The following is a 22,148-nucleotide window of genomic DNA, read 5'->3' as shown; positions in this document are numbered from 1 at the left end:
GCACCACTCCGTCTCACCGACCGGGCACCACCCCCGTTTCACCGACCGGGCGCCACCCCGCTGTCACCGGTCGAGCACGGCCTTCATGACGGCACGGGCGATCGGCGCCGCGTCCCCGCCGCCGCTGATGTCGCCCCGGTCGGCCGCCGCGCCCTCGACGACGACCGCGACCGCCACCGCCGGTTCCATGGAGTCCTCGGCCTGCGCCCAGGAGATGAACCAGGCATACGGCGTGCCGGAGTTGTCGATGCCGTGCTGGGCCGTACCGGATTTGCCGCCGACCGTGGCGCCGGGGATGGCGGCGTTCGTACCGGTGCCCTTCTCCACGGCGTCCTTCATCAGCTTGCGCAGCAGTACGGCCGTGGTGGGGGTCATGGCCTGGCGGAGGGTGCGCTGCACGGTGGCGTACACCGTGTCGCCGTCGTCCGTGGTCGTCCGCTCCACCAGATGCGGCGTACGCACCGAGCCGTGGTTCGCGACGGCCGCGGCGACCATCGCCATCTGCAGGGGCGTGGCCCGGGTGTTGTACTGGCCGATGGAGGAGAGCGCGAGCTGGGCCCTGTCCACCCGGGTGTCGAAGGTGCTGGGGGAGACCCGGAAGGGGATCGCCAGCTTCCGGTCGTTGAAGCCGAACCCGGCCGCGGTCGTCCGCATCCCGGCCAGGCCCACCTCCACGCCGAGCCCGGCGAAGACCGTGTTGCACGACCACTGGAAGGCATAGCGCAGGGACGCGTTCCCGCACCCCTCGACCTCGTTGGTCAGCCGCGTCGAACTGCCCGGCAGCCGGTACGGGTCCGGGAGGTCGGTGGGCTCGTCCACATCGCGCACCACACCCGAGTCCAGGGCCGCCGCGGCGGTGACCACCTTGAAGGTCGAGCCCGGCGGATACGTCTGCCACACCGCCCGGTTGAGCATCGGCTGGTCCGCCGCGCCGTTCAGCCGCGCCCATGCCCGGGCCACGGCCGAGTCCGTCCCGGAGAGCTCCTCGGGGTCGTAGGAGGGGGTGGAGACCAGGGCCAGGATCCGGCCGGTGGACGGTTCGAGCGCGGCCACCGCGCCCCGCCGCGAGCCGAGTCCGGCGTACGCCGCCCGCTGTGCCGCCGGGTCGAGGGTGGTGACCACGTGACCGCCGGGGCTACTGGCCCGTGTGAGGTCGTTCCACAGCGGGAACGGCGAGAGCGTCGGGTCGGTGCCCGCCAGGACGTCGTCCGCGGCATCCTCCAGGAGGGCCGTCCCGTACACCTGCGAGGCGAAGCCGGTGACGGGCGCGTACAGGGGGCCGTTCTTGTAGCTCCGTTCGTAGCGGAACCGCTCGCCGGAGTCCTTCGAGCCGGTGACCGCCCTGCCGCCGACGAGGATGTCGCCGCGCGGCTGGCCGTAGCGGGCGATCGTGTGGCGGCGGTTGGCCGGATTCCCGTCGTACGTGCCGGCCTGGACGATCTGGACGCGGGCGGCGTTCACCAGGAGGGCGAACAGGAGGAGCGCGCAGAAGGCGGCGGCATGACGGACGTACCTGGTCATGGGGCTGCCGTTGCCCGTCACGGAGAGGCCTCCCTGTCGTGCGGTGCCTGGTGCTGTTCCTCGTGCTGTTCCTCGTGTCGCTTCTCGGGCCGTTCCCCGTCCCGTTCCCCGGGCGGTTCCTCCTCGGACCGGCCGCGTGCCGAGTCGCTGAGGCGGATCAGCAGGGCCACGATGATCCAGTTGGTGACGACCGAGGAACCGCCCTGCGCAAGGAACGGCATCGCCATCCCGGTCAGCGGGATCAGCCCCGTCACACCGCCGGCGATCACGAAGACCTGGAGCGCGACGATCGAGGAGAGTCCCACCGCGAGCAGTCGGCCGAAGGGGTCGCGCAGACCCCCCAGGCCCGCCCGGATGCCGCGCTCGACCAGCAGCCCGTACAGGAGGAAGATCGCGGAGAGGCCGGCCAGACCCAGTTCCTCGCCCGCCGTGGCCAGGATGAAGTCCGACTTGACCGCGAAGCCGATGAGGATCGAGTGGCCGAGGCCGAGCCCGGTGCCGAGGAACCCGCCCGCGGCGAACGCGAAGAGCGACTGGGCGAGTTGGTTGGGGCCCCGGCCAGCCTCGATCGACGCGAACGGGTGCAGCCAGTCCTCGACCCGGCTGTGTACGTGGGGTTCCAGCCAGCCGACGGCGAAGGCTCCGCACGCCGCCAGCAGGAGCCCCACCGCGATCCAGCCGGTGCGGCCCGTGGCGACGTACAGCAGGATCACGAAGAGGCCGAAGAACAGCAGCGAGGTGCCGAGGTCCCGCTCAAGCACCAGCACGCCGACGCTCAGGAGCCAGACCGTGAGGATCGGGCCGAGCACCCGCCCGGTGGGCAGTTGGAGCAGCCAGACCCGCCGGCCCGTGTACGCGAGGGCGTTGCGGTTGGCGGCGAGGTAGCCGGCGAAGAACAGCGCGAGCATGACCTTCGCGAACTCGCTCGGCTGGAGGGAGAGTCCGCCGACCCTGAGCCAGATCCGGGCGCCGTTCACCGAGGGGAAGAAGATCGGCAGGACGAGGAGGACGAGCGCGGCGACGACGGACACGTACGTGTAGCGCTGGAGCACCCGATGATCGCGCAGGAGCACCACCACCGCGATGAACAGGCCCACGCCCAGCGTCGACCAGACGAGTTGGGTGGGCGCCGTCCGGTCGGCCGGGGTCTCCAGGTCGAGCCGGTGGATCAGGACCAGCCCCAGACCGTTGAGCAGGACGGCGATCGGCAGCAGCAGCGGATCGGCACAGGGGGCGCGCAGGCGCACCGCGAGGTGTGCGAGGAGCGCGAGCACGCCCAGCCCGACGCCGTAGCCGGCGGCGCCGGGTGGGACGGATCCGGTCCTGGCGAGGCCGACGGCGCAGTAGCCGTACGCGCAGAGCAGGACGGCCACGACGATGAGGGTGAACTCGATGCCACGGCGCCGGGGGAGGCGTACAACGGGAGCCGGCGGATCCGCCTGCACGGTCGTTCCGGGCGAGAGCATGTCCGGAAGTTAGCAAGCAGGTCGCCCGATGTCCTGTTATGTCGCAACAATCGGGCTCTTCCGGTGCTCCTCGCGTGCCGGGGTCCGGCCTCAGGGAGGGGCGTTCAGCACCAGCGGGGTGTAGGGCCGATGTTGTCGATGTAGTGGGCTGCTCCCCAGGCCCAGGTGCCGTCCGTGAGGAGGTACCAGAGGTGGTTGCCCCGGACGCTCTCGCCGGGCGTCTTGCAGAAGATGGAGACTTCCTGGCCTTGCGGCACGAAGCCGATGACGGCGCTGCCGCGGGTCGGCCTGTCGCGCAGGTTCAGGCCGCCGGGCGCGTTGACGCGGCCCTTGTAGTACTTGGGGTGGTGGCCGTGGTGGCCGTGGTGGTCGCCCCAGTCGTCGCTCGCGAGGGCGGGGCTTGCGGCACCGGCGACGAGAGCGCCGCCGGCGGCGGCTATGCCGAGACGGATGAGAGTGGCACGCAGGGGCATGGCGGTCTCCTCGGGGAAATAGAGGGCAGGACTGACTAATCGCCACATTAAGAGCGCACTTCGGCGCGCGCCCGCCACGCTGAGCCATCGGAGATGCCGCCGCCCGGGCTCGCCTGCGCTCCGCTGGGCCACGGGGTATGCCGCCGTCCGGGCTCGCTCGTGCTCCGCTGTCGGAGCCGGGCCGGCGTCGACAGCGGTGGAGCGGCTACCGAACACTTGCCCAGTGCTCCACCCTTCAGGGTGGAGGTGAAGGGCATCCTGCCCATAGCGGCCCAGAGGGTCGCAGTGGCATGGCTGGGATCGCCTTGCCGGACAACGGGGTTGTCCGGCCTACCGCCGGACGGGCGGGAAGTCAGGCCTGCGGAGGCCACGTAAGACCGACCCTCACCGGTCGGCAGAGGCCCGTGAAACAGGAACCCGTGGTGGTACTGCGTAGCAGTACGGACCGGAATCACCTGCCCTCGGGCAGGCGAGGGCGTCAATCGGCCAGCTCCTCAAGGAGCCGGGCGGTGGCCAGCCCTGTCCGCAGGTACTGCACGAAGAGGTCGTTGTGCAGGGCCCACGGGGAGCGGCGGGTGCGGATGAGGCGGATCGCCTCGTCGGCCGAGTGCCCGGCGAGCATCAGGGTGTGGGCGATGAGCAGCCCCGAGCGGTTGTAACCGTGGAAGCAGCGGACCAGGACGCGCCGGCCGTCGTCGAGCGCCTCTCCCGCCGTCCGGGCGAGCCGCATCACGCCCGCCAGCTGGGTGCCGTCCAGTGGCCCGTCCGGGACGGGCCACACATGGTGTTCGACGCCCGTGTCGGGGCCGTGGCCGGGTAGTCGCAGCAGGGTCAGCACCAGGTCGAACTCGTCGTGCACGACGGCGGACTCCGGTTCTCCCGACCGGCCCGCGTACTCGTGTCCGCCCATCCACAGGCCGGGCACTATCTCGCTCCACGGGCTGTCCGGGGCCGGCACATCGGGTTGCTTCCTGCGAGCCCGCAACGGCGCCTCCCCCTCAACTGCTCCCAAAGGTAACCGGCTTCTTGCCCCTGGAGCACCCCGCCTGTTCCCATGGTCGAGGGGTGATGGTGCATGAACGCACTGCGCGTCATACCGACCTGGCGGCACGGTCAGGAACGGCTCTACGTCTGCCGTACGGACGGCAGGAACGTCGCCTGGTACGACAGGGAGGCGGCCCGGGTCAACCTGCTCAGCGAGGAGCGGCGCGAGGACGTGCTCGATGCGCTCGGCCCGTTTCTGACCGGAGAGGTGACGATCGGGCCGCCGCCGGTGCCGACCCCGGCCGAACTCGCGCGGCTGTCCCTGCACCCGGACGACGACCTTGCGCCGAACCGGCCCGGAGAGGCCCTGCAGAGCGTGCTCGACCACGAGCCGGGTCCGCAGCGGCGGATGCGACCGGACCCCAGGCGGCGGGCGCTCGCGGCGGAACTCGCGGTGGGCGAGGCACTGGACCGGCTGGAGGGGGCCGGATGGCATGCCCTGCACTCGGTGCCGCTGCCCGGCGGGGACCGCGTCCATCACCTGGTGATCGGCCCGGGAGGACTGTTCGCCGTCCACACGGTGTACGCCCGCAAGCAGCGCGTTCTCGTCGCCGATCCGATGGTCACGGTGGGGCGGCGGGAGGCTCGGCCGTTGCTGCGGCTGGTCCGCGCCGTCGCGGACCGCGCGTCGTACGCACTCACCGCCGAGGTCCACCCCGTACTGGCTTTCTTCGGGCCCAGGGACGTGTCGGTGACGGCACCTCCGCGTGAGGTGCGCATCCTGCTGGACACCGATGTGACCTCGTTGGCCCGCTCGGGGGGTGTCCTCAAACCGGCGGACGTCGAGGCGCTGCACGCCATGGCCCGCGACCGGGGGACGTGGGTACGGGTCTGAGGGCGCGCCACCTGGGTCGCTGATCGCCGGTCGCCCTTTGTCCTTCGTCCTTCACCGTCAAGGCAGTGGCCCGGCCCGGCCGGTGTCGAGCAACGGTTCCAGCAGGTCTCCGTGGCGCTCCAGGCGCGGCGCGATGTCCTCGGCCCGGAAGGTCAGTCCGGACGCGGTGGTGCAGGACTCGACCTCGTCCCAGGTGACCGGGGCGGAGACCGTGGGGGCCTCGCGGGCCCTGAGCGTGTACGGGGCGGCCGTGGTCTTGCGGGCCGCGTTCTGGCTGAAGTCGACGAAGACCTTGGCGGGGCGCAGGCTGCGGGTCATGCGGTGGACGACCAGGTCGGGAAGGTCGGCCCGGGCTTCCACCGCGAGCGCCTTGGCGTAGGCGGTGACCTCGGTGGAGGGGGTGGGTGCGAGGGCGGCCAGCAGATGCAGGCCCTTGGATCCTGAGGTCTTCGCGTAGGCGGTCAGGCCGTCCGCCGCGAGGCGTTCGCGCAGCCACAGGGCGACGCGGCAGCACTCCACGATCGTGGCCGGCGCACCGGGGTCCAGGTCGAGGACCAGACGGTCGGCGAGGTCCGGGGTGTCCGCCTGCCACTGCGGGGTGTGGAATTCGGTGACCAGGTTCGCCGCCCACATGAGAGAGGGCAGATCCTGGATCAGGACCATGCGGGCCGGGCCCTGCGAACGGGGGACCTCCGTCGTGGCGACCCAGTCGGGCGTACCGGGCGGGACGTTCTTGGTGAAGAAGACCTGGCCGTCGGGGCCGTCCGGGTAGCGAAGGAAGGAGACCGGGCGGTCATGGAGATGGGGGAGGAGTGCCTCCGCCGCCGTCGCGTAGTAGTGCAGCAGTTCGCCCTTGGTGAAGCCCGTCGCGGGGTGGAGGACCTTGTCCAGGTTGCTCAGGGTCACCTTTCGCCCCGCCACCTCCGTGATTGGCGTCATACGATGAGAATCCCACGTATTCGTGAATAAACAGGTGAAAGCTACCTGAAGGGTGTCGAACGTGAGATCCATTTGGAATGGTGCCATCTCCTTCGGCCTGGTCAGCATCCCGATCAAGCTGGTGAACGCCACGGAGAACCACTCGATCTCGTTCCGCCAGATCCACACCGAGGACGGCGGCCGCATCCGCTACCGCAAGGTGTGCGAGATGGAGGAGCGCGAGGTGACGTCGTCGGAGATCGGCAAGGGGTACGAGGACGCGGACGGCACGATCATCCCGATCACGGACGAGGATCTGGCCTCCCTGCCGATCCCGACCGCCCGGACGATCGAGATCGTGGCCTTCGTCCCGGCCGAGCGGATCGACCCGCTCCAGATGGGCACGGCGTACTACCTGTCGGCGAACGGAGTGCCGGCGGCCAAGCCGTACACCCTGCTGCGCGAGGCCCTGAAGCGCAGCCACAAGGTCGCCATCGCGAAGTTCGCGCTGCGTGGACGGGAGCGGCTCGGGATGCTGCGGGTCGTCGACGACGTGATCGCGATGCACGGGCTGCTCTGGCCGGACGAGATCCGTACGCCCGACAGTGTCGCGCCGGACGCGAGTGTCACCGTCCGCGACAAGGAACTCGACCTGGCCGACGCGTTGATGGACACGCTGGGGGAGGTCGACCTCGCCGAGCTCCACGACGACTACCGTGAGGCGGTCGAGGAGCTGATCGCCGCGAAGGCCTCCGGGGAGGAGGCGCCCTACGCTCCTTCCGCCGAGAAGCCGGGGGGCAAGGTCATTGATCTGATGGCGGCGTTGGAGAACAGCGTGCGGCAGGCTCGGGTGGCGCGGGGGGAGGGTGCCGGCGGCTCCGGATCCGGCTCTGATTCCGACTCCGACTCCGGTGGGGGTGGGGCCGAGGTCAGGCCTCTTCGTAAAGGGGCTGCTGGTAAGGCGTCCAGGGCCGCTCCCAAGGCGGCTTCCGGGAAGAAGTCGACGTCCGCGGGGGCCTCGGCCAAGAAGGCCCCGGCCAAGAACGCGTCGGCGAAGTCGGCAGCCGGGTCCGGTTCGAAGAAGGCCGCGGACAAAGCCGCGGACAAAAAAGCTTCGGCCAAGAAGACTGTGGCCAAGAAGGCTTCGGGTGGGGCCAAGAAGGCGGCACCCCGGAAGCGGGCGTCGGCCTGACCCCGGGCCTTGACCTCGCTCGCCGGCTTGCCGACCCGACCTGCCGGGTTGCTGGTCCGCTGCGGCCGGGCGGTGGGCGGCGAAAGGTTTCAGCGGGTCCCGGTCCGCATCTCCCGCGGGCTCACCCCGAAGCGCTGTCTGAACGCCGTGCTGAGCGCGCTCGCGGAGGAGAAGCCCGAGGCGTACGCGAGGTCCGTGATCGTCAGGTGCTCACACTCGCCGCACCGAAGCCGGTCGCGGACCACGCGCAGCCGTTCCTCGCGGATCAGCTCGCGTGGGGTGGTGCCAACGCGTTGGAGGGCGAGCTGGATCTGGCGCAGGGACCAGCCGAGGGCCCGCGCCATGGAGGTACCGGTCAGGCCGGGGTCGGCCGCGTGCTCACGCACATGGCGGCGGACCACCGCCTCGACCTCCGTCAGATGGCCTGGCGCGTCCGGCCGGTCGTCGCCGACGGCGAGCATGCACAGCAACTCGACTATGCGGTCGGAGACGGCGTTGAACTGGGGATCGGTGAGGGTCTCCCGCTCCTTGTGCAGGTCGTTCAGCATGGAGCCGATCACGCGCCCCAGGCCCCTGCTCAGATCCAGCGCGGTGACCAGCGGGGACTTACGGTGCAGTGGGCCGTCCAGCTCACGCGCGGGAATGGTGAAGATGAACGCCCTGGTGGACGCGTCCTGAAGGCACTCGAAGGGTTCTCCGAAGGTCAGGACCGTCCCCTGCCCCGGCGTCAGCCGCGCCTCCCGGCCGTCCTGCCGCAGTACCAGTTCCCCGGTGAGGGGGAGCAGCAGGCGGTAGTCCTCGTCGGGGTCCTGGCGGACCTGGTGCGAGGTCCGGCTGTACTCGATCTCGTCCGACCGGAACTTGACCAGCTGGTAGACGCCGGTGCACTGGCGGACCGTCTCGCCGCGGAAGTTGTCGGTGCGGGCGAATTTGTACCCCATCCGGGACTGGACCGACCCGATGTGCTCGCTCCAGAAGTCGGTCCGCTCAGGTGGATCCACCTCACCGGTCGTCTGCGACTCCACGATGTAGGTTCCCGCGGGCAATGCGCTTCCTCCGCTTAGGGTGCCCCGGCCGTCGCCCGAGCCCCTCCCAGCCGGACTCTGAGCTACTGCAGTTACAGGCGGTAAGCGTAGTGCAGACAATCTGTTTCCGTGCTGCGGGGTCGAAACGTGCTCGAAATGCACACGATGCGCACAGGTGTATGTCACAGGGGCGTGTGTGACGGTCGGTGCGGCAGGTTACGCCGGCGCCGCCAGGGTGCGGGTGGTGCAGAACGTTCTCGGGGTGCACAGGGTGCACAGGGTGCACAGGGTGCACAGGGTGCACACGGTGTTGGTGGTGCGTCTGAGGGCAACTTCCTTGCGCGCTCGGGAAAGTGCGCGCGCCGGCTCGCTAGTAGCGTCGAGCGCCGCATCTCCCACCCCCACCACCACCCCCGCCCTCCCTGTCGACTCCCCCCTTGCCCTTGAGGACTTCATGAAGGAACAGATCCCGGAGGCGGTGCTCTGGTGCGTGGCCCTCGGGCTGCTCGCCGTCACCGTGCTGCTGGTACGCCAGCGCGGCATCACCGCACGGCTGCGCCGGCGCAACGCCGAGCTGGCCGAAGGCCTGAGGACCCGGGAGGAGGAGGTACGGCACCTGGTCGCCGTACGCCTCCCGGCGCTGGAGGACCACGGACCCCAGCAGCAGGCCCCGGGCATCGGACTGCTCGACGCCAGACTGGCCGGCAGCGGCTTCGCCAAGTGCCTCGACCACGTCCTGGAGCGGTTCGCGGGCGCTGTGGAGCACGCGCGGGCCCGCGCCGACCAGTCCGCGAGGGCCGCTCTGAAATCGTCGATGCGCTCGATCCAGGCACTGGCCAACGAGCAGCAGGTCGCCATCTCCGACATGCAGGACCGGCACGACCGTCCCGACGTGCTGAGCGACCTGCTGGAGATCGACCACGCCAACGCCCAGTTCGGCCGCCGGGCCCAGGCCATCGCCGTACTGTGCGGGTCCTGGCCCGGCCGTCAGCGCTCCACCTCCCTGGTGATCGAGGTCGTCCGCGGCGCCACCTCCCGCATCCGCGACTACCGGCGTGTCCAGATCCACGGACAGGCCGACATCGCCGTGGAGAGCCGGGCCGTCGAGCCGGTCGTGCTCACCATCGCCGAGCTGCTCGACAACGCGGCCCGTCACTCGCAGCCCAACACCAAGGTCGAGGTCAACGTCCAGTCCGTGCACAACGGCGCCTGCGTGATCATCGACGACGCGGGCGTCGGCATGGACGCCCACGCGACCGGTCGTGCCGCGGCCCTGCTGTCCGGCCGCGACGCGGTGGACGTCACCCGGCTCGACGACCCGCCCCAGTTCGGCTTCGCCGTCATCGGTGTCCTCGCCACCCGCTACGGGTTCAGCGTCTCCGCCGACACCCGCTCCCCGTACGGCGGCGTCCGCGCCGTCGTGTTCCTGCCGTCCGCCCTGCTCACGCACCGGGACCCCGCGGAGGAGCTGCCGCCCGTGACCACGCCTCCCGCCCGCGCCTCGGCCCGTACGCCGTCGGCGTCGCCCGGTGCGTCCGAGGTCGCTCGCCCGGCGGTTGACGCGTCCGCGTCCGCGGCCACGGCTACGGCTACGGCCACGGCTGCGGCTGCGGCTGCGTCGAGCCGGCCGGGAGCGTCTGGCCGTACGGGTGAATCCGTCGCCGTCGGTACGTCCGATGCGGCGTCCGTGCCGGCGCCCGACGCCGGGACGGCGACCACGGCCGGCGGGCTGCCCAAACGCCGGCGCCGGAGTCAGGCACCGGCCGAGCCGGCCGACGGTGCGCAGGCCGCATCCGAACCCGAACCCGAGCCCGTCGAGGTTCCGGCCACCCGCTCGGCCGAGGAGAGCGCCCGTCGCATGGGCGCGTTCGCCCGGGGCACGTTCCACGGACGCGCGGACCAGGACATCACCGACCATGAAGACGAAGGGAACATCCAAGGATGATCGAGCCCGCGAACAACGAGTTGGGCTGGATGCTCGATGAGGTCCTGAAGGTCCCCGAGGCGCGGCACGCGATCCTGCTCTCGGCCGACGGCATGCTCCGCGCCCACTCCGCGGACATCGGCAGGGACGACGCCGAGCGGCTCGCCGCGGGGCTCTCCGGCGTCCAGTCGATCAGCCGCAGCACGGCCGAGTTCTGCGGCAGCCCGGCGACCCCCTGGCGGCAGACGCTGATCGAGTTCGCGCACGGATACGTCTTCCTCGTGGCCGCAGGCGAGGGCGCCTACCTCGCCGTGTCCACCACCGAGAACGTGGACATGGAGGCCGTCACGTACCGCATGCACAAGCTCGTCGACCGGCTCGGCAAGGAACTGACCAGCCCGGCGCGTCGGGACGCCGGCAGCCCGGTATGACTCCGCCCAGGCGTCCCGGAGGGAAACTGGTACGGCCGTACGTCGTCACGGACGGCCGCTCCAACCCGACCCGCAACACCCTGGACCTCGTCACACTGCTGATCGCCGCCGACGACCTGCCGCTGACCGGGCTGAGCCCGGAGAAGCGGGCGCTGATGGAGCTGTGCCGGCCCGGCGCGCTGTCGGTCGCCGAGGTGGCCGGACATCTGTCGCTGCCGGTCAGTGTCACCAAGGTGCTGATCGCCGACCTCATGGACAGCGGCCATGTCGTCACCCGCGCCCCCATCCCGTCCGCCCGGCCTTCCGAGACCCGCATCCTCCAGGAGGTCCTCGATGGGCTTCGCGCCCGCCTCTGAAGACGGCCCCGACCGGGGCGACGGCCCCGACCGGGGCAACAGCCTCAACGAGGGCGACAGCCCCAATGAGGGCGACAGCCCCCACGGGGGCGTCCACCTCGCGAGCGGCGTGCAGACCGCCGTCAAGCTCCTGATCGTGGGGCACTTCGCGGTCGGCAAGACCACCTACGTCGGCGCGCTGTCCGAGATCCGGCCGCTGCGCACCGAGGAGGTCATGACCCAGGCCGGCGCGCTCGTCGACGACCTTGCGGGCACGACGGACAAGACGACCACCACGGTCGCCCTCGACTTCGGCCGGCTCACCCTCAACGACTCCCTGGTGCTCTACCTCTTCGGCACCCCGGGGCAGCAGCGCTTCACCGAACTGTGGCAGGACATGACCCGCGGGGCGCTCGGCGCGCTCGTCCTTGCCGACACCCGGCGCCTCGGCCAGTCCTTCGACGTCATGGGCGTACTGGAGGATCTGGGTCTGCCGTACGCCGTCGCCCTCAACGACTTCGGCGACACCGGTGAGCACGACCTGACCGAGATCCGCGAGGCCCTCGACCTGCTCCCCGAAACCCCCCTCGTGCGCTGCGACGCCCGTGACCGGATCTCCTCCACGCACGCGCTGATCGCGCTCGTCGAGTACCTCCTCAGCCGCGGTGGCCTCGATGGCACCAGCGCAGGCGGTGGCAGCGGCGGCAGCGGCAGTGCCGGCAGCAGCGCCGGCGACAGTGAACTGGAGCACGCGTGACTCTTCCCGAAGCATCCGTCCCGGGCGGCCCCGCGTCCGCCGAGTCCGAGTCCGAGGCCGGCGCCGGCGGCGGCGTGGCGGCCGAGGGGTGCCCCTATCACCACCCCATGTACGGGGCCGAGTTCGCCGCCGATCCCGGCGCCCTCTACGACAAGCTGCGGGCGCACGGCAACACCGCGCCGGTCGAACTCGCGCCCGGCGTCCGGGCCACCCTCGTCACCGGGTACGAGGCCGCGCTGCACGTTCTGCGCAGCCCTGAGACCTTCTCCAAGGATCCCCGCCGGTGGCGCGACCTCGCCGAGGGCACCGTCGCGCCCGACAGCCCGGTCGTGCCGATGATGATGTACCGGCCGAACGCGCTGTTCACCGACGGCGAGGAGCACCGCAGGCTGCGCGGTGCCATCACCGACAGCCTCGCCCGTGTCGAGCCCAACACCCTGCGCGGATACGTCGAGCGCAGCGCCGACACGCTCATCGACCTGATCGCCCCGCGGGGGCACGCGGACCTGCTGGGCGAGTACGCCCAGGTGCTGCCCCTGCTGGTGTTCAACCGGCTCTTCGGCTGCCCCACCGACCTCGGGGAGCGGCTGGTCGAGGGCATGTCCGGGATCTTCGACGGTGTGGACGCCGAGAAGGCCAACGAGCTGCTGGCGGTGACCCTGCTCGAACTCGTCGCGCTGAAGCGTGCGCAGCCGGGGCAGGACATGATGTCCTGGCTCATGGCCCATCCCGCCGGGCTCACGGACGAGGAGATGGTCCACGAACTCGTCGTGCTCATGGGCGCGGGCACCGAGCCCCAGCAGAACCTGATCGCGAACAGTCTGCGGCTGCTGCTCTCCGACGACCGGTTCGCGGGCAACCTGGGCGGTGGGAGCCTGCCCGTCGAGGACGCCCTCGACGAGGTGTTGTGGACCGACCCGCCGATGGCCAACTACGCGGTTCACTATCCGGTCCGGGACGTCGTGTACGAGGGCACGCTGCTGCGGGAGGGCGACCCGATCGTCGTCAGTCTCGCCGCCGCGAACACCGACCCGGCGCTGACGAACGACCAGCGTGCGGGGAACCGGGCCCACCTGGCCTGGAGCGCGGGGCCGCACAACTGCCCCGCGCAGAGCCCGGCGCGGCTGATCGCCGCGGTGGCGGTCGAGAAGCTGCTCGACCGGCTGCCGGATGTGCGGCTCGCGGTGCCCGTGGAGGAGCTGGAGTGGCGGCCCGGGCCGTTCCACCGGGCGCTGGCGTCGCTGCCGGTGCTGTTTCCGGCGGCGCCGGTTTCCGGGGAGGCGCAGCGTACGGATGCCGTGCGGCGGCCTGTGCTGCCCCCTGGCGTCACGGGCGTCACGGGCGTCAGGGGCGTCACGGGTCCGGAACCGTCGGCATCCGCACGTCCGCTGGGTGGCTGGGGGCGGCTGAAGGCTTGGTGGCGCGGGGAGTAGGTGGCGCGAGGAGTGGGGGTGCGGGGTGGTGGGGGCGCGGGGGTGGTGGGCGGCTGCGGGAGCGTTGTGGGGGCGCCGTTCCCCGCGCCCCTTTTGCGCCTGCCGGTGTGTGTGGGGGCGGGGTCGACCCGGGAGATCCGAACGCCGCTCTCGGGCTTGTGAGTGGACGTAACTTGCCGCGACGTTCGGACGTCCCGGGCCGCCCCCTCGCGTCGTCACAGCGTCTACCGGCCGGTGGGGGAGGACTGCCCTCCCGGTCAGCGGGTGCCGGTGAGATGTACGGGCAGAGTTCGGTGGCCGTTGGAGATGAAGGACGCCACCGGTGACAGCTCGGAGGCAGGTATGGCGAGTTGCATGTCCGGGTACCGCTCGAAGAGCGCCGGAAGCGCTATACGGGCCTCCATACGACCCAGTGGAGCGCCGAGGCAGAAGTGCACGCCGTGCCCGAAAGCCAAGTGCTCCTTGCTGAGCCGGGTGACGTCGAAGCGGTCGGCATCCGCCCCGTGGTCCTCCGGATTGCGGCCCGCGGCAGCGTACGCCGCGAGGATCGCGTCACCCTTGCGGATGACCACCCCTTCCGGCCCGCCCAGTTCGCCGACCGCCAGGTCCTCCACGGCGTACCGCAGGGGAAGGCTGGCGACCGGGGCCTGGACCCGCAGCGTCTCCTCGATCACGTCGTCCCACGTGGCGTGGCCCGCGCGGACATGCGCGAGCTGCTCGGGGTGAGTGAGCAGAGCGTGGATGGCGTTGTCGATGAGATTGACCGTGGTCTCGTGCCCCGCGCTGATCATCAGCACCAGCGTGTCGAGCAGCTCCTGCTCGCTCAGCCGGGTGTCGCCCTCGTCGTCACGGGCCGCGATGAGCCCGGAGGTGAGATCGTCGCCCGGTGACTCCCGTTTGGCGGCGACGAGTTCGCCGAGTGCCGCGTACAGCCTCGTGTAGATGTCCGTGACCTCCTCCGGGGTGGCGGCGGTGTTGAAGATGCCCTCCACCACGGCTCGCAGCTCCGCGGCCTTCTCCTCGGGCAGCCCGAACAGCTCGCTGATCACCTGGATCGGCAGCGGATAGCAGAACTCCTCGCGCAGGTCGACGAACTCGGCGCGGCGCCCGGCCTCGTCGACGCGGTCGAGCAGCTGCTTCGTGATCTCCTCGACGCGCGGCTGCAGCGAGGCGGTGCGGCGGGCGGTGAACGCCTTGGACACAAGGGTCCGCAGCCGTTTGTGCTCTCCGCCGTAGGCCGTGAACATGTTCTGCACGGCGACCCAGGTGAACAGCGGCCACTCCGGGGAGATCTCCCCGTTGATCCACAACGGCCAGTGCAGCCGTGGATCCTTCGACACCCGGGGGTCCGTGAGCAGGCGTTTCAGCAGGTCCGTACTGCTGACCGCCCAGGCCTCCACACCGTCGGGGAGCTCCACCCGAGTCACCGGGCCACGCTCGCGCAACCGTGCGGCCTCGCCGTGAAGGTCGCGACCGGACGGGTCGATGACGATGGATCCCTGCTCCGACATGGGAGCCTCCCAGTACTCGAACCGCTGGAACACCGATACAGCGAGTGACGTTACGCGGCCGTAGGGTGCGTCAACGAGGTCGCGCGAGGCCCATTGCGTACGTCGGCAAGTTCCCTACGCGTACCGACAAGTCGAGGGCTCCCGGTGCCTCCTCCTCAGCCCCTCGCAAGCCCCTCGCATCATCCTGCCGCCAGGATCTTGACGGCTTGAGTTACCGGTAACATGATGGTTTTCGCAGCGCCGCCGCCGACGCCCCGGTCGGCTCGTCGCCCACGGATGCGTGGGTCATCAGTCAACTGGAGTCCGCGTGAGTGACGACGTGAGAGACGACGTGAGGGACGACGATCTGACAGATTCGTCGATCGCGCAGACGGTCACAGGCGCCTCGGGGTCCGTGGCCGGCCGGGGAGGTGTGGACGTGCCCGTGTTCAGCCGGGCGGCCGTCGTCGCCTCCTGTGCTGGGTTCGTTCTCATCGGGGCGCTCCAGGCCCTCTACGGGCCCGCGATTCCCGCGTTCCGTGCGGAGTTCGGGCTCTCACCCTCGGCCGCGGGGCTGGGGCTGAGCGCGCATTTCGTCGGTGGTGTCGCCGGAGTGCTGCTCTTCGACCGGCTGTACGGGCGCATCGGCAACCGGCGGATCCTCGGGGCCTCGTACCTGCTCATGGCTGTCGGCGCGGCCGGCTTCGCGCTGGCGCCGAACTGGCCCGTCGGACTGGTCGCGGCCCTGCTCGCCGGACTCGGTTTCGGCGGTATCGACTACGGGCTCAACCAGTTGTTCGCCGTCGGCTTCGGCCGTCGTTCCACCGCCATGCTCAATATCCTCAACGCCCATTTCGGCGTGGGCGCGATCCTCGGCCCCGCCGTGATCGGCGCGGTCGGATCCGAGCACTACCCGGCTGTGTTTCTTGTGTTCGCCGCCGTCAACCTGCCCTTGCTGCTGTGCCTGAAGGGCGTACGCGAGCACACGCCACCGCCGGGCAAGGGGGCGCAGCAGGTCGGCAACACCTCGGTCCTCGGTCGCAGCCTGGGTTCGGTGCTCGCCATGTTCGTCACCCTCTACGTCCTGCACGTGGGCATCGAGGCCGGCGTCGGCGGCTGGGAGCCCACGCACCTGGAGACCGTCGGATACGGCGCCGGCGCCGCGGCCACCGCCACCTCCGTGTACTGGCTGATGATGACCATCGGCCGTTTCCTCGTGGCACCGCTCGCGCTGCGCCACTCCGCCCAGTCGATCATCACCGTCTCGTGCGCGGGCATGACGGTCTGCCTGCTGCTGGCCACGGTCCCCGGACTCGCCCCCTACGCGTACGCGGGTGTCGGCCTGTTCATCGCGCCGATCTTTCCCACCGGGCTGCCCTGGCTCAACAGTGCGGCCCCGCGGGCCCGCAGGGCCGGTGCGCTGGTCATCGCCGCCTCGATGGTCGGCGGAGTCGTCGCGGGACCCGCGCTCGGCAAGGCCATCGAGTGGTCCGGGGTCCGGGCCGTCCCGCTCCTGTTGTGCGCGGTCTCGGCGCTGTGCCTGGCGGCCACGCTCTGGCTGGTCCGCGCCACGCGCACGGTCGCCACGCACACGGTAGCCGCGAACCGCTGACGCACCCCCACACCGACCCCGAAGTTGAAGGGAAGCAGCATCAATATGTCCCCTCTGACGACGTCGTCCGACGGTTTCCTCCTCCACGGGGAGCCGTTTCGCATCATCTCCGGTGCGATGCACTACTTCCGCATCCACCCCGACCAGTGGACCGACCGGCTCCGCAAGGCCCGTCTGATGGGCCTCAACACGGTGGAGACGTACGTCCCGTGGAACCTCCACCAGCCCGAGCCCGGCACGCTGGTCCTCGACGGCATCCTCGACCTGCCTCGCTACCTTCGGCTGGCCAAGGCCGAGGGCCTGCACGTCCTGCTGCGCCCCGGGCCGTACATCTGCGCCGAGTGGGACGGCGGCGGCCTGCCCTCCTGGCTCACCACGGACCCCGACATCCGGCTGCGCACCAGCGACCCCCGCTTCACCGACGCCCTCGACCGCTATCTCGGCCTGCTGCTGCCCCCGCTCCAGCCGCACTTCGCCGCGTCGGGCGGCCCGGTGATCGCCGTACAGGTGGAGAACGAGTACGGGGCGTACGGCGACGACGCCGCGTATCTCGAACACCTGGCCCAGTCCCTGCGCACCCGGGGCGTCGAGGAACTCCTCTTCACCTGCGACCAGGCCAACCCCGAGCACCTGGCGGCCGGCAGCCTGCCCGGCGTTCTCACCACCGGCACCTTCGGCAGCAGGATCACGCACTCCCTGGAGCAGCTGCGCGCCCATCAGCCCGAAGGGCCACTGATGTGCTCGGAGTTCTGGATCGGCTGGTTCGACCACTGGGGCGAACCGCACCATGTGCGTGACGCGGCCGACGCCGCCGCCGACCTCGACCGGCTGCTCTCGGCAGGCGCCTCGGTCAACATCTACATGTTCCACGGCGGCACCAACTTCGGTTTCACGAACGGCGCCAACCACGACCACGCGTACGAGCCCATCGTGACCTCGTACGACTATGACGCGGCCCTCACCGAGTCCGGCGACCCGGGTCCGAAATACCACGCCTTCCGCGAGGTCATCGCCCGCCACGCCCCGGTCCCCGACGAGCCCGCCCCGGTGCCGGCCCCCAAACTCCCGCACACAGCTGTGGAGTTGGGCCGTCGGGCGTCGTTGCTCGCGCACGCGAGCGTGCTGGCCAAGCCGGTGCGTGTCGACGCCGATCCGGTGACGATGGAGGAGCTGAGCCTGCGGGCGGGCTACGTCCTGTACCGCACCACGGTTCCCGTACCCGGCGACGGCGACGGCGACGGCGTGCTGCGTTTCGCGGGCGGTGTCGGCGACCGCGCCCAGGTCTTCGTGGACGGCGCCCCCGTCGGCGTACTCGAATGCGAACGCCACGAAGAGGCCCTGCCCGTGCGGGTCCCGCGGGCCGGAGCCACGCTGGACGTGCTCGTCGAGAACATGGGCGGTGTCAACTACGGCCCGCGCATCGGGTCGCAGAAAGGCCTGCTCGGCCCGGTCACCTTCAACGGCACCGTCCTGCACGGCTGGGACTGTCATCCCCTGGCGCTGGACACGGTGGCCTCGGTGCCCTTCGCCGCGACGGAGATCGAGGGGACCTCGGGGACCCCGGGTGCTCCGGGGAACTCGAAAACCCCGGGAGCCCCGAGAGTTCCGGGAGCTTCGGACGCCGGGCCCGCCTTCCATCACGGCACCTTCGAGGTGCGGGCGCCCGCCGACACGTTCCTCTCGCTGCCCGGCTGGACCAAGGGCCAGGCCTGGATCAACGGTTTCCACCTCGGCCGGTACTGGAACCGCGGCCCGCAGCGCACGCTGTACGTGCCGGCACCCGTCCTGCGCCCCGGCACCAATGAGCTGGTCCTGCTGGAGCTGCAGGCCACGACCGAGTTGCGCGCCCACCTCACCGACACGCCCGACCTCGGACCGGTGAAGCCCTGATGCCCCTTGGCCCGACGTCCCTGCGCGGAGTGCCCCTTCGGTTGCGAGTCACCACGCCCGTCGCGCCGCCGCTCACCGGCCACCTCCCGTTATCCGACGCCCCCGGCGTCCCCGACCCGATCGCGGTCACCAGCCGCTGCCTCACCCGTGGCGGCCGCCCCTGGTTCCCGGTCTCGGGCGAGTTCCACTACACCCGCTACCCGGCCGGGCAGTGGGAGGAGGAACTGCTGAAGATGAAGGCCGGCGGGGTGACGGCCGTCGCGAGTTACGTCATCTGGATCCACCACGAGGAGGCCGAGGGCCGGATCCGCTTCGACGGTGACCGGGATCTGCGGCGATTCGCCGAGCTCTGCGCCCGCCACGGCCTGGACTTCATCCCGCGCATCGGCCCCTGGTCCCACGCGGAGGTACGCAACGGCGGCCTCCCCGACTGGCTGCCGGCCCGCACGAACGCCCCGCGCACCGACGACCCGGCCTACCTGAAACCCGTACGCACCTGGTACGAGGCCATCGCCGGGCAACTGCGCGGGCTCGACCGCGCGCACGGCGGCCCGATCGTCGCGATCCAGATCGAGAACGAACTCTACGATCAGCCCGGCCACCTGCTGACACTGAAGCGCCTGGCACAGGACGCCGGACTGAGCGCCCCGCTCTGGACGTCGACGGCGTGGGGCGGCGTCCAGCTCCCGCCCGACGAACTGCTTCCGCTGTACGGCGGCTACCCCGAGACCTTCTGGACGGAGGCGGACGGCGGCTGGCCCGACACCTGCCGCAAGCACTTCTTCTTCACCCACCAGCGCGACGACGAGGGCATCGGCGCCGACCTGCGCCCGACGACGGTACGCGGCGGCGACCCGGCGGCCCTCGCGGCCCTCACGGACAGGTTCCCCTGGGCGACCTGCGAGTTGGGCGGCGGCATGGCCGTGTCCTACCACCGCCGCCCGCGGGTCGACGCGGCCGACGTCGGCGCGCTCGGCCTCACGAAGATCGGCTGCGGCTCCGTGTGGCAGGGCTACTACATGTTCCACGGCGGTACGAACCCGACCGGCACGCGGACGACCCTCCAGGAGTCCCACGCGACGGGCTACCCCAACGACCTCCCCGTCCTCACGTACGACTTCCAGGCTCCGCTGGGCGAGCACGGCCAGTACCGGCCCTCGTACGACGAACTCCGGCTCCAGCACCTACTGTTGGCCGACTTCGGTCACCTCGTCGCACCGATGGAGTCCTTCCTGCCCGAACGGCAGCCCGCGGGCCAGGACGACCGGGACACCCTGCGCTGGGCGGTCCGGGGTTCGGGGACGTCCGGCTTTCTCTTCGTCAACAACCACCAGCCGCACGAGGCGCTGCCGGCCCACCCGGACACCTCGTTCACGGTCGAGTTCCCGGCGGCGCCCGCGCTCACCTTCCCGAGTGCGCCGGTCACGGTCCCGTCGGGCGCCTACTTCTGCTGGCCGCTCCGCCTCGACGTGGGCGGCCTGCGACTGGACTGGGCCACCGCCCAGCCCGTGTGCACGGTCGACGACGACGGCCGTACGGTTCTGGTACTGGCCGCGACGGACGGCATACCCGTCGAACTAGCCCTGGACGCACGGTTGTTGACGTCGGTCGCGGTGCCCTCCGGGACATGCGCCACGCTCGAAGGCCGGGTCCTGGTCACGGGGCTGCGTCCCGGCACCGACGCCCTGGTCGAGGTGGACATGGCCGATGGCGCACGGGTCGGCCTGCTGGTCCTGGACGCGACGACGGCCCGTACCGCCTACCGGGGCGTCGCCTGGGGGGCCGAACGACTGGTGCTCTGCGATGGCGGTGGCGATGACGGTGGCGGTGTCGTCTTCGACGAGCACGCGGGGGACGGACAGCGCGGAGAAGGCGGACAGGGGGGGCGGAGCGGGCAGGGCGAGGTGCGCGTGCACGGCTCGGCCGCCGGCGAACTGTCGTTCGCCGTGCTGCCCGCGCCGCGGCGGCCTCCGGTGGTGACGGGTGCGAGCGTGCCGGAGACGGCGAGCGTGAGGGAGACGGCGGACGGGGTGTTCACGCGGTACACGGTGCTGGGCGACGGTCAGAACGTGCGGTTCGGCCAGGGCACACGGTTCGGCCAGGACACGCGGTTCGAGGGGGCGTCGGCCAGGCTGGTCAGGGCCGCGGGCCCGGCGCCCGAACCTGTGACAGGCGTGCAGGGCCGGGCGAGCGCCCCCGCCGACAAGTACTACGACACGGCCGCCGCCGAGTACGCCATCGCCCTTCCGGACGGACTGCCGCTCACCGGAACCCTCCTGCGCGTCCACTGGACCGGAGACGTGGCACGCGCCTACGTGGGCGACACACTCGTGGCGGACCAGTTCTACGCGGGGCGCGTCTGGGACATCGCCCTGGACCGGCTCCCGGCGTTCGCTCTTCGTGGCGAGGGGCTGCGGCTGAGAGTGCTGCCGCGGCACGCGGACGCCCAGGTGTACGTAGCGACGGAGGCGGCCGGGGCCGACGCCGAGGGTGACGCCGGGGGCGCAGTGGCGGCGGTCGGTCACGTCGAGTGGGTGTTGGCCCGCACGTGGGTGGCCCGGTCGGGCTGAGCGCGCCGAGCCACCCTCCCGCCCGGCGGCCTATCCTGTGGGCCAGCCGGGCGGGGCACGACCGCCGGGACGAACCACGGACCCGAAGGACCTCACCCGCCATGACCCGAAGTGCCGGTGACGGCGCGCCGCCCCAAGGACCTGGACCGCACAAGGACCTCCCGAAGGGCCGCAGCCGGCGCAACTTCGCGGGAGCGCGCCCGGTGATGGACGACGTGGCGCGGATGGCCGGTGTCTCCAAGCAGACGGTGTCCCGCGTACTGAACGACAACCCGGCCGTCCGCCCCGAGACCCGCGAGGTGGTCCTGACCGCCATGCGTACCCTCGGTTACCGCCCGAGCCGCAGCGCACGTTCCCTGGCCAGTGGCCGCACCCGCATGCTTGGCGTGATCTCCTTCGACGCGGCCCGCTTCGGCCCCGCGTCCATCCTGACCGCGATCAACACCGCGGCCCAGGACGCCGGTTACCTGGTGAGTTCCATCGCGCTCGACACGGCCGACCGGGCCACCGTCGTACGTGCCGTGGACACGCTGTCGGCCGAGGGCGCGGACGGAGTGATCGCCATCGCCCCGCAGCGCTGGGTGGGCAAGGCGCTGGCGGAGGCACAGCTCGACACCCCGCTGATGGTCCTGGAGAACGACCTCGGCAAGGACGCGTCGTTCGTCACGGCGGACAACTGGGCGGGTGCCCGCAAGGCGACCGAGCACCTCCTGGACTTCGGCCACGCGACGGTCTGGCACATCGCGGGCCCCACCGGCTGGCTGTCGGCGGACCGCAGGGTGGAAGCCTGGCGGGCCACGCTGAAGGCGGCGGGGGTCCCGGTTCCCGAGCCCCTCATCGGCGACTGGAGCGCCGACTCGGGCTATGAACTGGGCCGCCAACTGGCAGGCCGTCCCGACGTCACCGCGATCTTCGCCTCCAACGACCAGATGGCCCTGGGTGTGCTGCGAGCCCTCCACGAGTCGGGCCGCCATGTCCCCGACGACGTCAGCGTCGTCGGCTACGACGACATCCCCGAGGCCGCGCACCTGCTGCCCCCGCTGACCACCGTCCGCACCGACTTCCCCGAGATCGGCACGCGTTCCCTGCGGCTGCTCCTGTCCCTGCTGGACGGCCCGCCGGAACCGGCGATGGACCGGGTCGTACCGGTCGAACTGATCGTGCGCAGAAGTACGGGCCCGGCGCCGGGAGCGCGGATCAGATGACTGGACGGGCACTTCGGCGAGATAAGG

General features: G+C 71.1%; 18 protein-coding genes. 11 read left to right on the top strand and 7 right to left on the bottom strand.

Annotation, left to right across the window (positions count from 1 at the left end; translation table 11 throughout):
* Positions 1-63 precede the first annotated feature (63 nt).
* From AB0D14_RS15725 to AB0D14_RS15710, 4 genes are all read right to left on the bottom strand, one after another.
* Positions 64-1,521 carry a penicillin-binding transpeptidase domain-containing protein gene (locus AB0D14_RS15725; RefSeq protein WP_362778980.1) on the bottom strand — a complete coding sequence of 486 codons (1,458 nt, stop codon included), beginning with the start codon at positions 1,519-1,521 and terminating at the stop codon, positions 64-66.
* Between the two features lie 17 nt (positions 1,522-1,538).
* Positions 1,539-2,987 carry an FtsW/RodA/SpoVE family cell cycle protein gene (locus AB0D14_RS15720; RefSeq protein ID WP_362778881.1) on the bottom strand — a complete coding sequence of 483 codons (1,449 nt, stop codon included), beginning with the start codon at positions 2,985-2,987 and terminating at the stop codon, positions 1,539-1,541.
* A 104-nt stretch (positions 2,988-3,091) separates the two neighbouring features.
* On the bottom strand, positions 3,092-3,460 hold the full coding sequence (locus AB0D14_RS15715; RefSeq protein WP_362778878.1) for an SH3 domain-containing protein: 369 nt from the start codon (positions 3,458-3,460) through the stop codon (positions 3,092-3,094).
* 478 nt (positions 3,461-3,938) lie between these two features.
* Positions 3,939-4,445 (bottom strand): dual specificity protein phosphatase family protein, encoded by a 507-nt coding sequence (locus AB0D14_RS15710; protein WP_362778875.1) that lies wholly within the window; start codon positions 4,443-4,445, stop codon positions 3,939-3,941.
* 90 nt (positions 4,446-4,535) lie between these two features.
* Here AB0D14_RS15710 and AB0D14_RS15705 point away from each other — a divergent pair, with 90 nt between their 5' ends.
* Complete coding sequence (locus AB0D14_RS15705; RefSeq protein WP_362778872.1) at positions 4,536-5,339, top strand: nuclease-related domain-containing protein; 804 nt, start codon at positions 4,536-4,538, stop codon at positions 5,337-5,339.
* A 57-nt stretch (positions 5,340-5,396) separates the two neighbouring features.
* Here the strand turns inward: AB0D14_RS15705 and ligD are convergent, their stop codons facing one another.
* Entirely contained in the window at positions 5,397-6,278 is an 882-nt protein-coding gene (gene ligD, locus AB0D14_RS15700; RefSeq protein ID WP_362778871.1) for a non-homologous end-joining DNA ligase, read from the bottom strand.
* Positions 6,279-6,339: 61 nt separating this feature from the next.
* Between ligD and AB0D14_RS15695 the strand changes: the two genes are divergently transcribed.
* Complete coding sequence (locus AB0D14_RS15695) at positions 6,340-7,449, top strand: Ku protein (protein WP_362778869.1); 1,110 nt, start codon at positions 6,340-6,342, stop codon at positions 7,447-7,449.
* Between the two features lie 89 nt (positions 7,450-7,538).
* Here the strand turns inward: AB0D14_RS15695 and AB0D14_RS15690 are convergent, their stop codons facing one another.
* The gene (locus tag AB0D14_RS15690) at positions 7,539-8,495 is read right to left on the bottom strand and encodes a helix-turn-helix domain-containing protein (protein WP_362778867.1); all 957 of its coding nucleotides are present in this window, start codon (positions 8,493-8,495) and stop codon (positions 7,539-7,541) included.
* A 433-nt stretch (positions 8,496-8,928) separates the two neighbouring features.
* On the opposite strand from AB0D14_RS15690, the gene AB0D14_RS15685 reads away from it, so the two are divergent.
* The 5 genes from AB0D14_RS15685 (at position 8,929) to AB0D14_RS15665 (ending at position 13,354) form a co-directional block, all read left to right on the top strand.
* Positions 8,929-10,419 (top strand): ATP-binding protein, encoded by a 1,491-nt coding sequence (locus AB0D14_RS15685; RefSeq protein ID WP_362778864.1) that lies wholly within the window; start codon positions 8,929-8,931, stop codon positions 10,417-10,419.
* Entirely contained in the window at positions 10,416-10,829 is a 414-nt protein-coding gene (locus AB0D14_RS15680; RefSeq protein WP_362778861.1) for a roadblock/LC7 domain-containing protein, read from the top strand. Before AB0D14_RS15685 ends, AB0D14_RS15680 begins: the two co-directional genes overlap by 4 nt.
* Positions 10,826-11,185, top strand: coding sequence for a DUF742 domain-containing protein (locus tag AB0D14_RS15675; protein WP_362778859.1), 360 nt, complete (start codon positions 10,826-10,828; stop codon positions 11,183-11,185). The genes AB0D14_RS15680 and AB0D14_RS15675 overlap by 4 nt, the downstream gene beginning before the upstream one ends.
* On the top strand, positions 11,163-11,921 hold the full coding sequence (locus AB0D14_RS15670; RefSeq protein ID WP_362778856.1) for an ATP/GTP-binding protein: 759 nt from the start codon (positions 11,163-11,165) through the stop codon (positions 11,919-11,921). Before AB0D14_RS15675 ends, AB0D14_RS15670 begins: the two co-directional genes overlap by 23 nt.
* Before the next feature lie 107 nt (positions 11,922-12,028).
* Complete coding sequence (locus AB0D14_RS15665) at positions 12,029-13,354, top strand: cytochrome P450 (RefSeq protein WP_362778978.1); 1,326 nt, start codon at positions 12,029-12,031, stop codon at positions 13,352-13,354.
* 257 nt (positions 13,355-13,611) lie between these two features.
* On the opposite strand, the gene AB0D14_RS15660 is transcribed toward AB0D14_RS15665, so the two are convergent.
* A complete protein-coding gene (locus AB0D14_RS15660) occupies positions 13,612-14,865 on the bottom strand; it encodes a cytochrome P450 (RefSeq protein WP_362778854.1) in 1,254 nt (417 codons plus the stop codon).
* Positions 14,866-15,259: 394 nt separating this feature from the next.
* On the opposite strand from AB0D14_RS15660, the gene AB0D14_RS15655 reads away from it, so the two are divergent.
* The 4 genes from AB0D14_RS15655 (at position 15,260) to AB0D14_RS15640 (ending at position 22,121) form a co-directional block, all read left to right on the top strand.
* Positions 15,260-16,456, top strand: a complete 1,197-nt coding sequence (locus AB0D14_RS15655; protein WP_362778975.1) for an MFS transporter — start codon at positions 15,260-15,262, stop codon at positions 16,454-16,456.
* Positions 16,457-16,501: 45 nt separating this feature from the next.
* The gene (locus AB0D14_RS15650) at positions 16,502-18,346 is read left to right on the top strand and encodes a beta-galactosidase family protein (protein WP_362778851.1); all 1,845 of its coding nucleotides are present in this window, start codon (positions 16,502-16,504) and stop codon (positions 18,344-18,346) included.
* On the top strand, positions 18,346-20,916 hold the full coding sequence (locus AB0D14_RS15645; protein WP_362778848.1) for a beta-galactosidase: 2,571 nt from the start codon (positions 18,346-18,348) through the stop codon (positions 20,914-20,916). Before AB0D14_RS15650 ends, AB0D14_RS15645 begins: the two co-directional genes overlap by 1 nt.
* Positions 20,917-21,017: 101 nt before the next feature.
* Positions 21,018-22,121, top strand: a complete 1,104-nt coding sequence (locus AB0D14_RS15640; protein ID WP_362778845.1) for a LacI family DNA-binding transcriptional regulator — start codon at positions 21,018-21,020, stop codon at positions 22,119-22,121.
* The last annotated feature ends 27 nt before the right edge of the window (positions 22,122-22,148 follow it).

The sequence above is a fragment of the Streptomyces sp. NPDC048484 genome (assembly GCF_040651415.1).
Taxonomy (GTDB): Bacteria; Actinomycetota; Actinomycetes; order Streptomycetales; family Streptomycetaceae; genus Streptomyces.
The sequence above is the reverse complement of the archived record's forward strand: the minus strand, read 5'-3'. Positions and strand labels throughout refer to the sequence as shown.

Bases quoted from the DNA above. Each gene is read 5' to 3' on its own strand.
- AB0D14_RS15725 (WP_362778980.1), bottom strand. From the start codon at position 1,521: ATGACCAGGTACGTCCGTCATGCCGCCGCCTTCTGCGCGCTCCTCCTG.
- AB0D14_RS15720 (WP_362778881.1), bottom strand. From the start codon at position 2,987: ATGCTCTCGCCCGGAACGACCGTGCAGGCGGATCCGCCGGCTCCCGTT.
- AB0D14_RS15715 (WP_362778878.1), bottom strand. From the start codon at position 3,460: ATGCCCCTGCGTGCCACTCTCATCCGTCTCGGCATAGCCGCCGCCGGC.
- AB0D14_RS15705 (WP_362778872.1), top strand. From the start codon at position 4,536: ATGAACGCACTGCGCGTCATACCGACCTGGCGGCACGGTCAGGAACGG.
- ligD (WP_362778871.1), bottom strand. From the start codon at position 6,278: ATGACGCCAATCACGGAGGTGGCGGGGCGAAAGGTGACCCTGAGCAAC.
- AB0D14_RS15685 (WP_362778864.1), top strand. From the start codon at position 8,929: ATGAAGGAACAGATCCCGGAGGCGGTGCTCTGGTGCGTGGCCCTCGGG.
- AB0D14_RS15680 (WP_362778861.1), top strand. From the start codon at position 10,416: ATGATCGAGCCCGCGAACAACGAGTTGGGCTGGATGCTCGATGAGGTC.
- AB0D14_RS15675 (WP_362778859.1), top strand. From the start codon at position 10,826: ATGACTCCGCCCAGGCGTCCCGGAGGGAAACTGGTACGGCCGTACGTC.
- AB0D14_RS15670 (WP_362778856.1), top strand. From the start codon at position 11,163: ATGGGCTTCGCGCCCGCCTCTGAAGACGGCCCCGACCGGGGCGACGGC.
- AB0D14_RS15665 (WP_362778978.1), top strand. From the start codon at position 12,029: ATGTACGGGGCCGAGTTCGCCGCCGATCCCGGCGCCCTCTACGACAAG.
- AB0D14_RS15660 (WP_362778854.1), bottom strand. From the start codon at position 14,865: ATGTCGGAGCAGGGATCCATCGTCATCGACCCGTCCGGTCGCGACCTT.
- AB0D14_RS15650 (WP_362778851.1), top strand. From the start codon at position 16,502: ATGTCCCCTCTGACGACGTCGTCCGACGGTTTCCTCCTCCACGGGGAG.
- AB0D14_RS15645 (WP_362778848.1), top strand. From the start codon at position 18,346: ATGCCCCTTGGCCCGACGTCCCTGCGCGGAGTGCCCCTTCGGTTGCGA.
- AB0D14_RS15640 (WP_362778845.1), top strand. From the start codon at position 21,018: ATGACCCGAAGTGCCGGTGACGGCGCGCCGCCCCAAGGACCTGGACCG.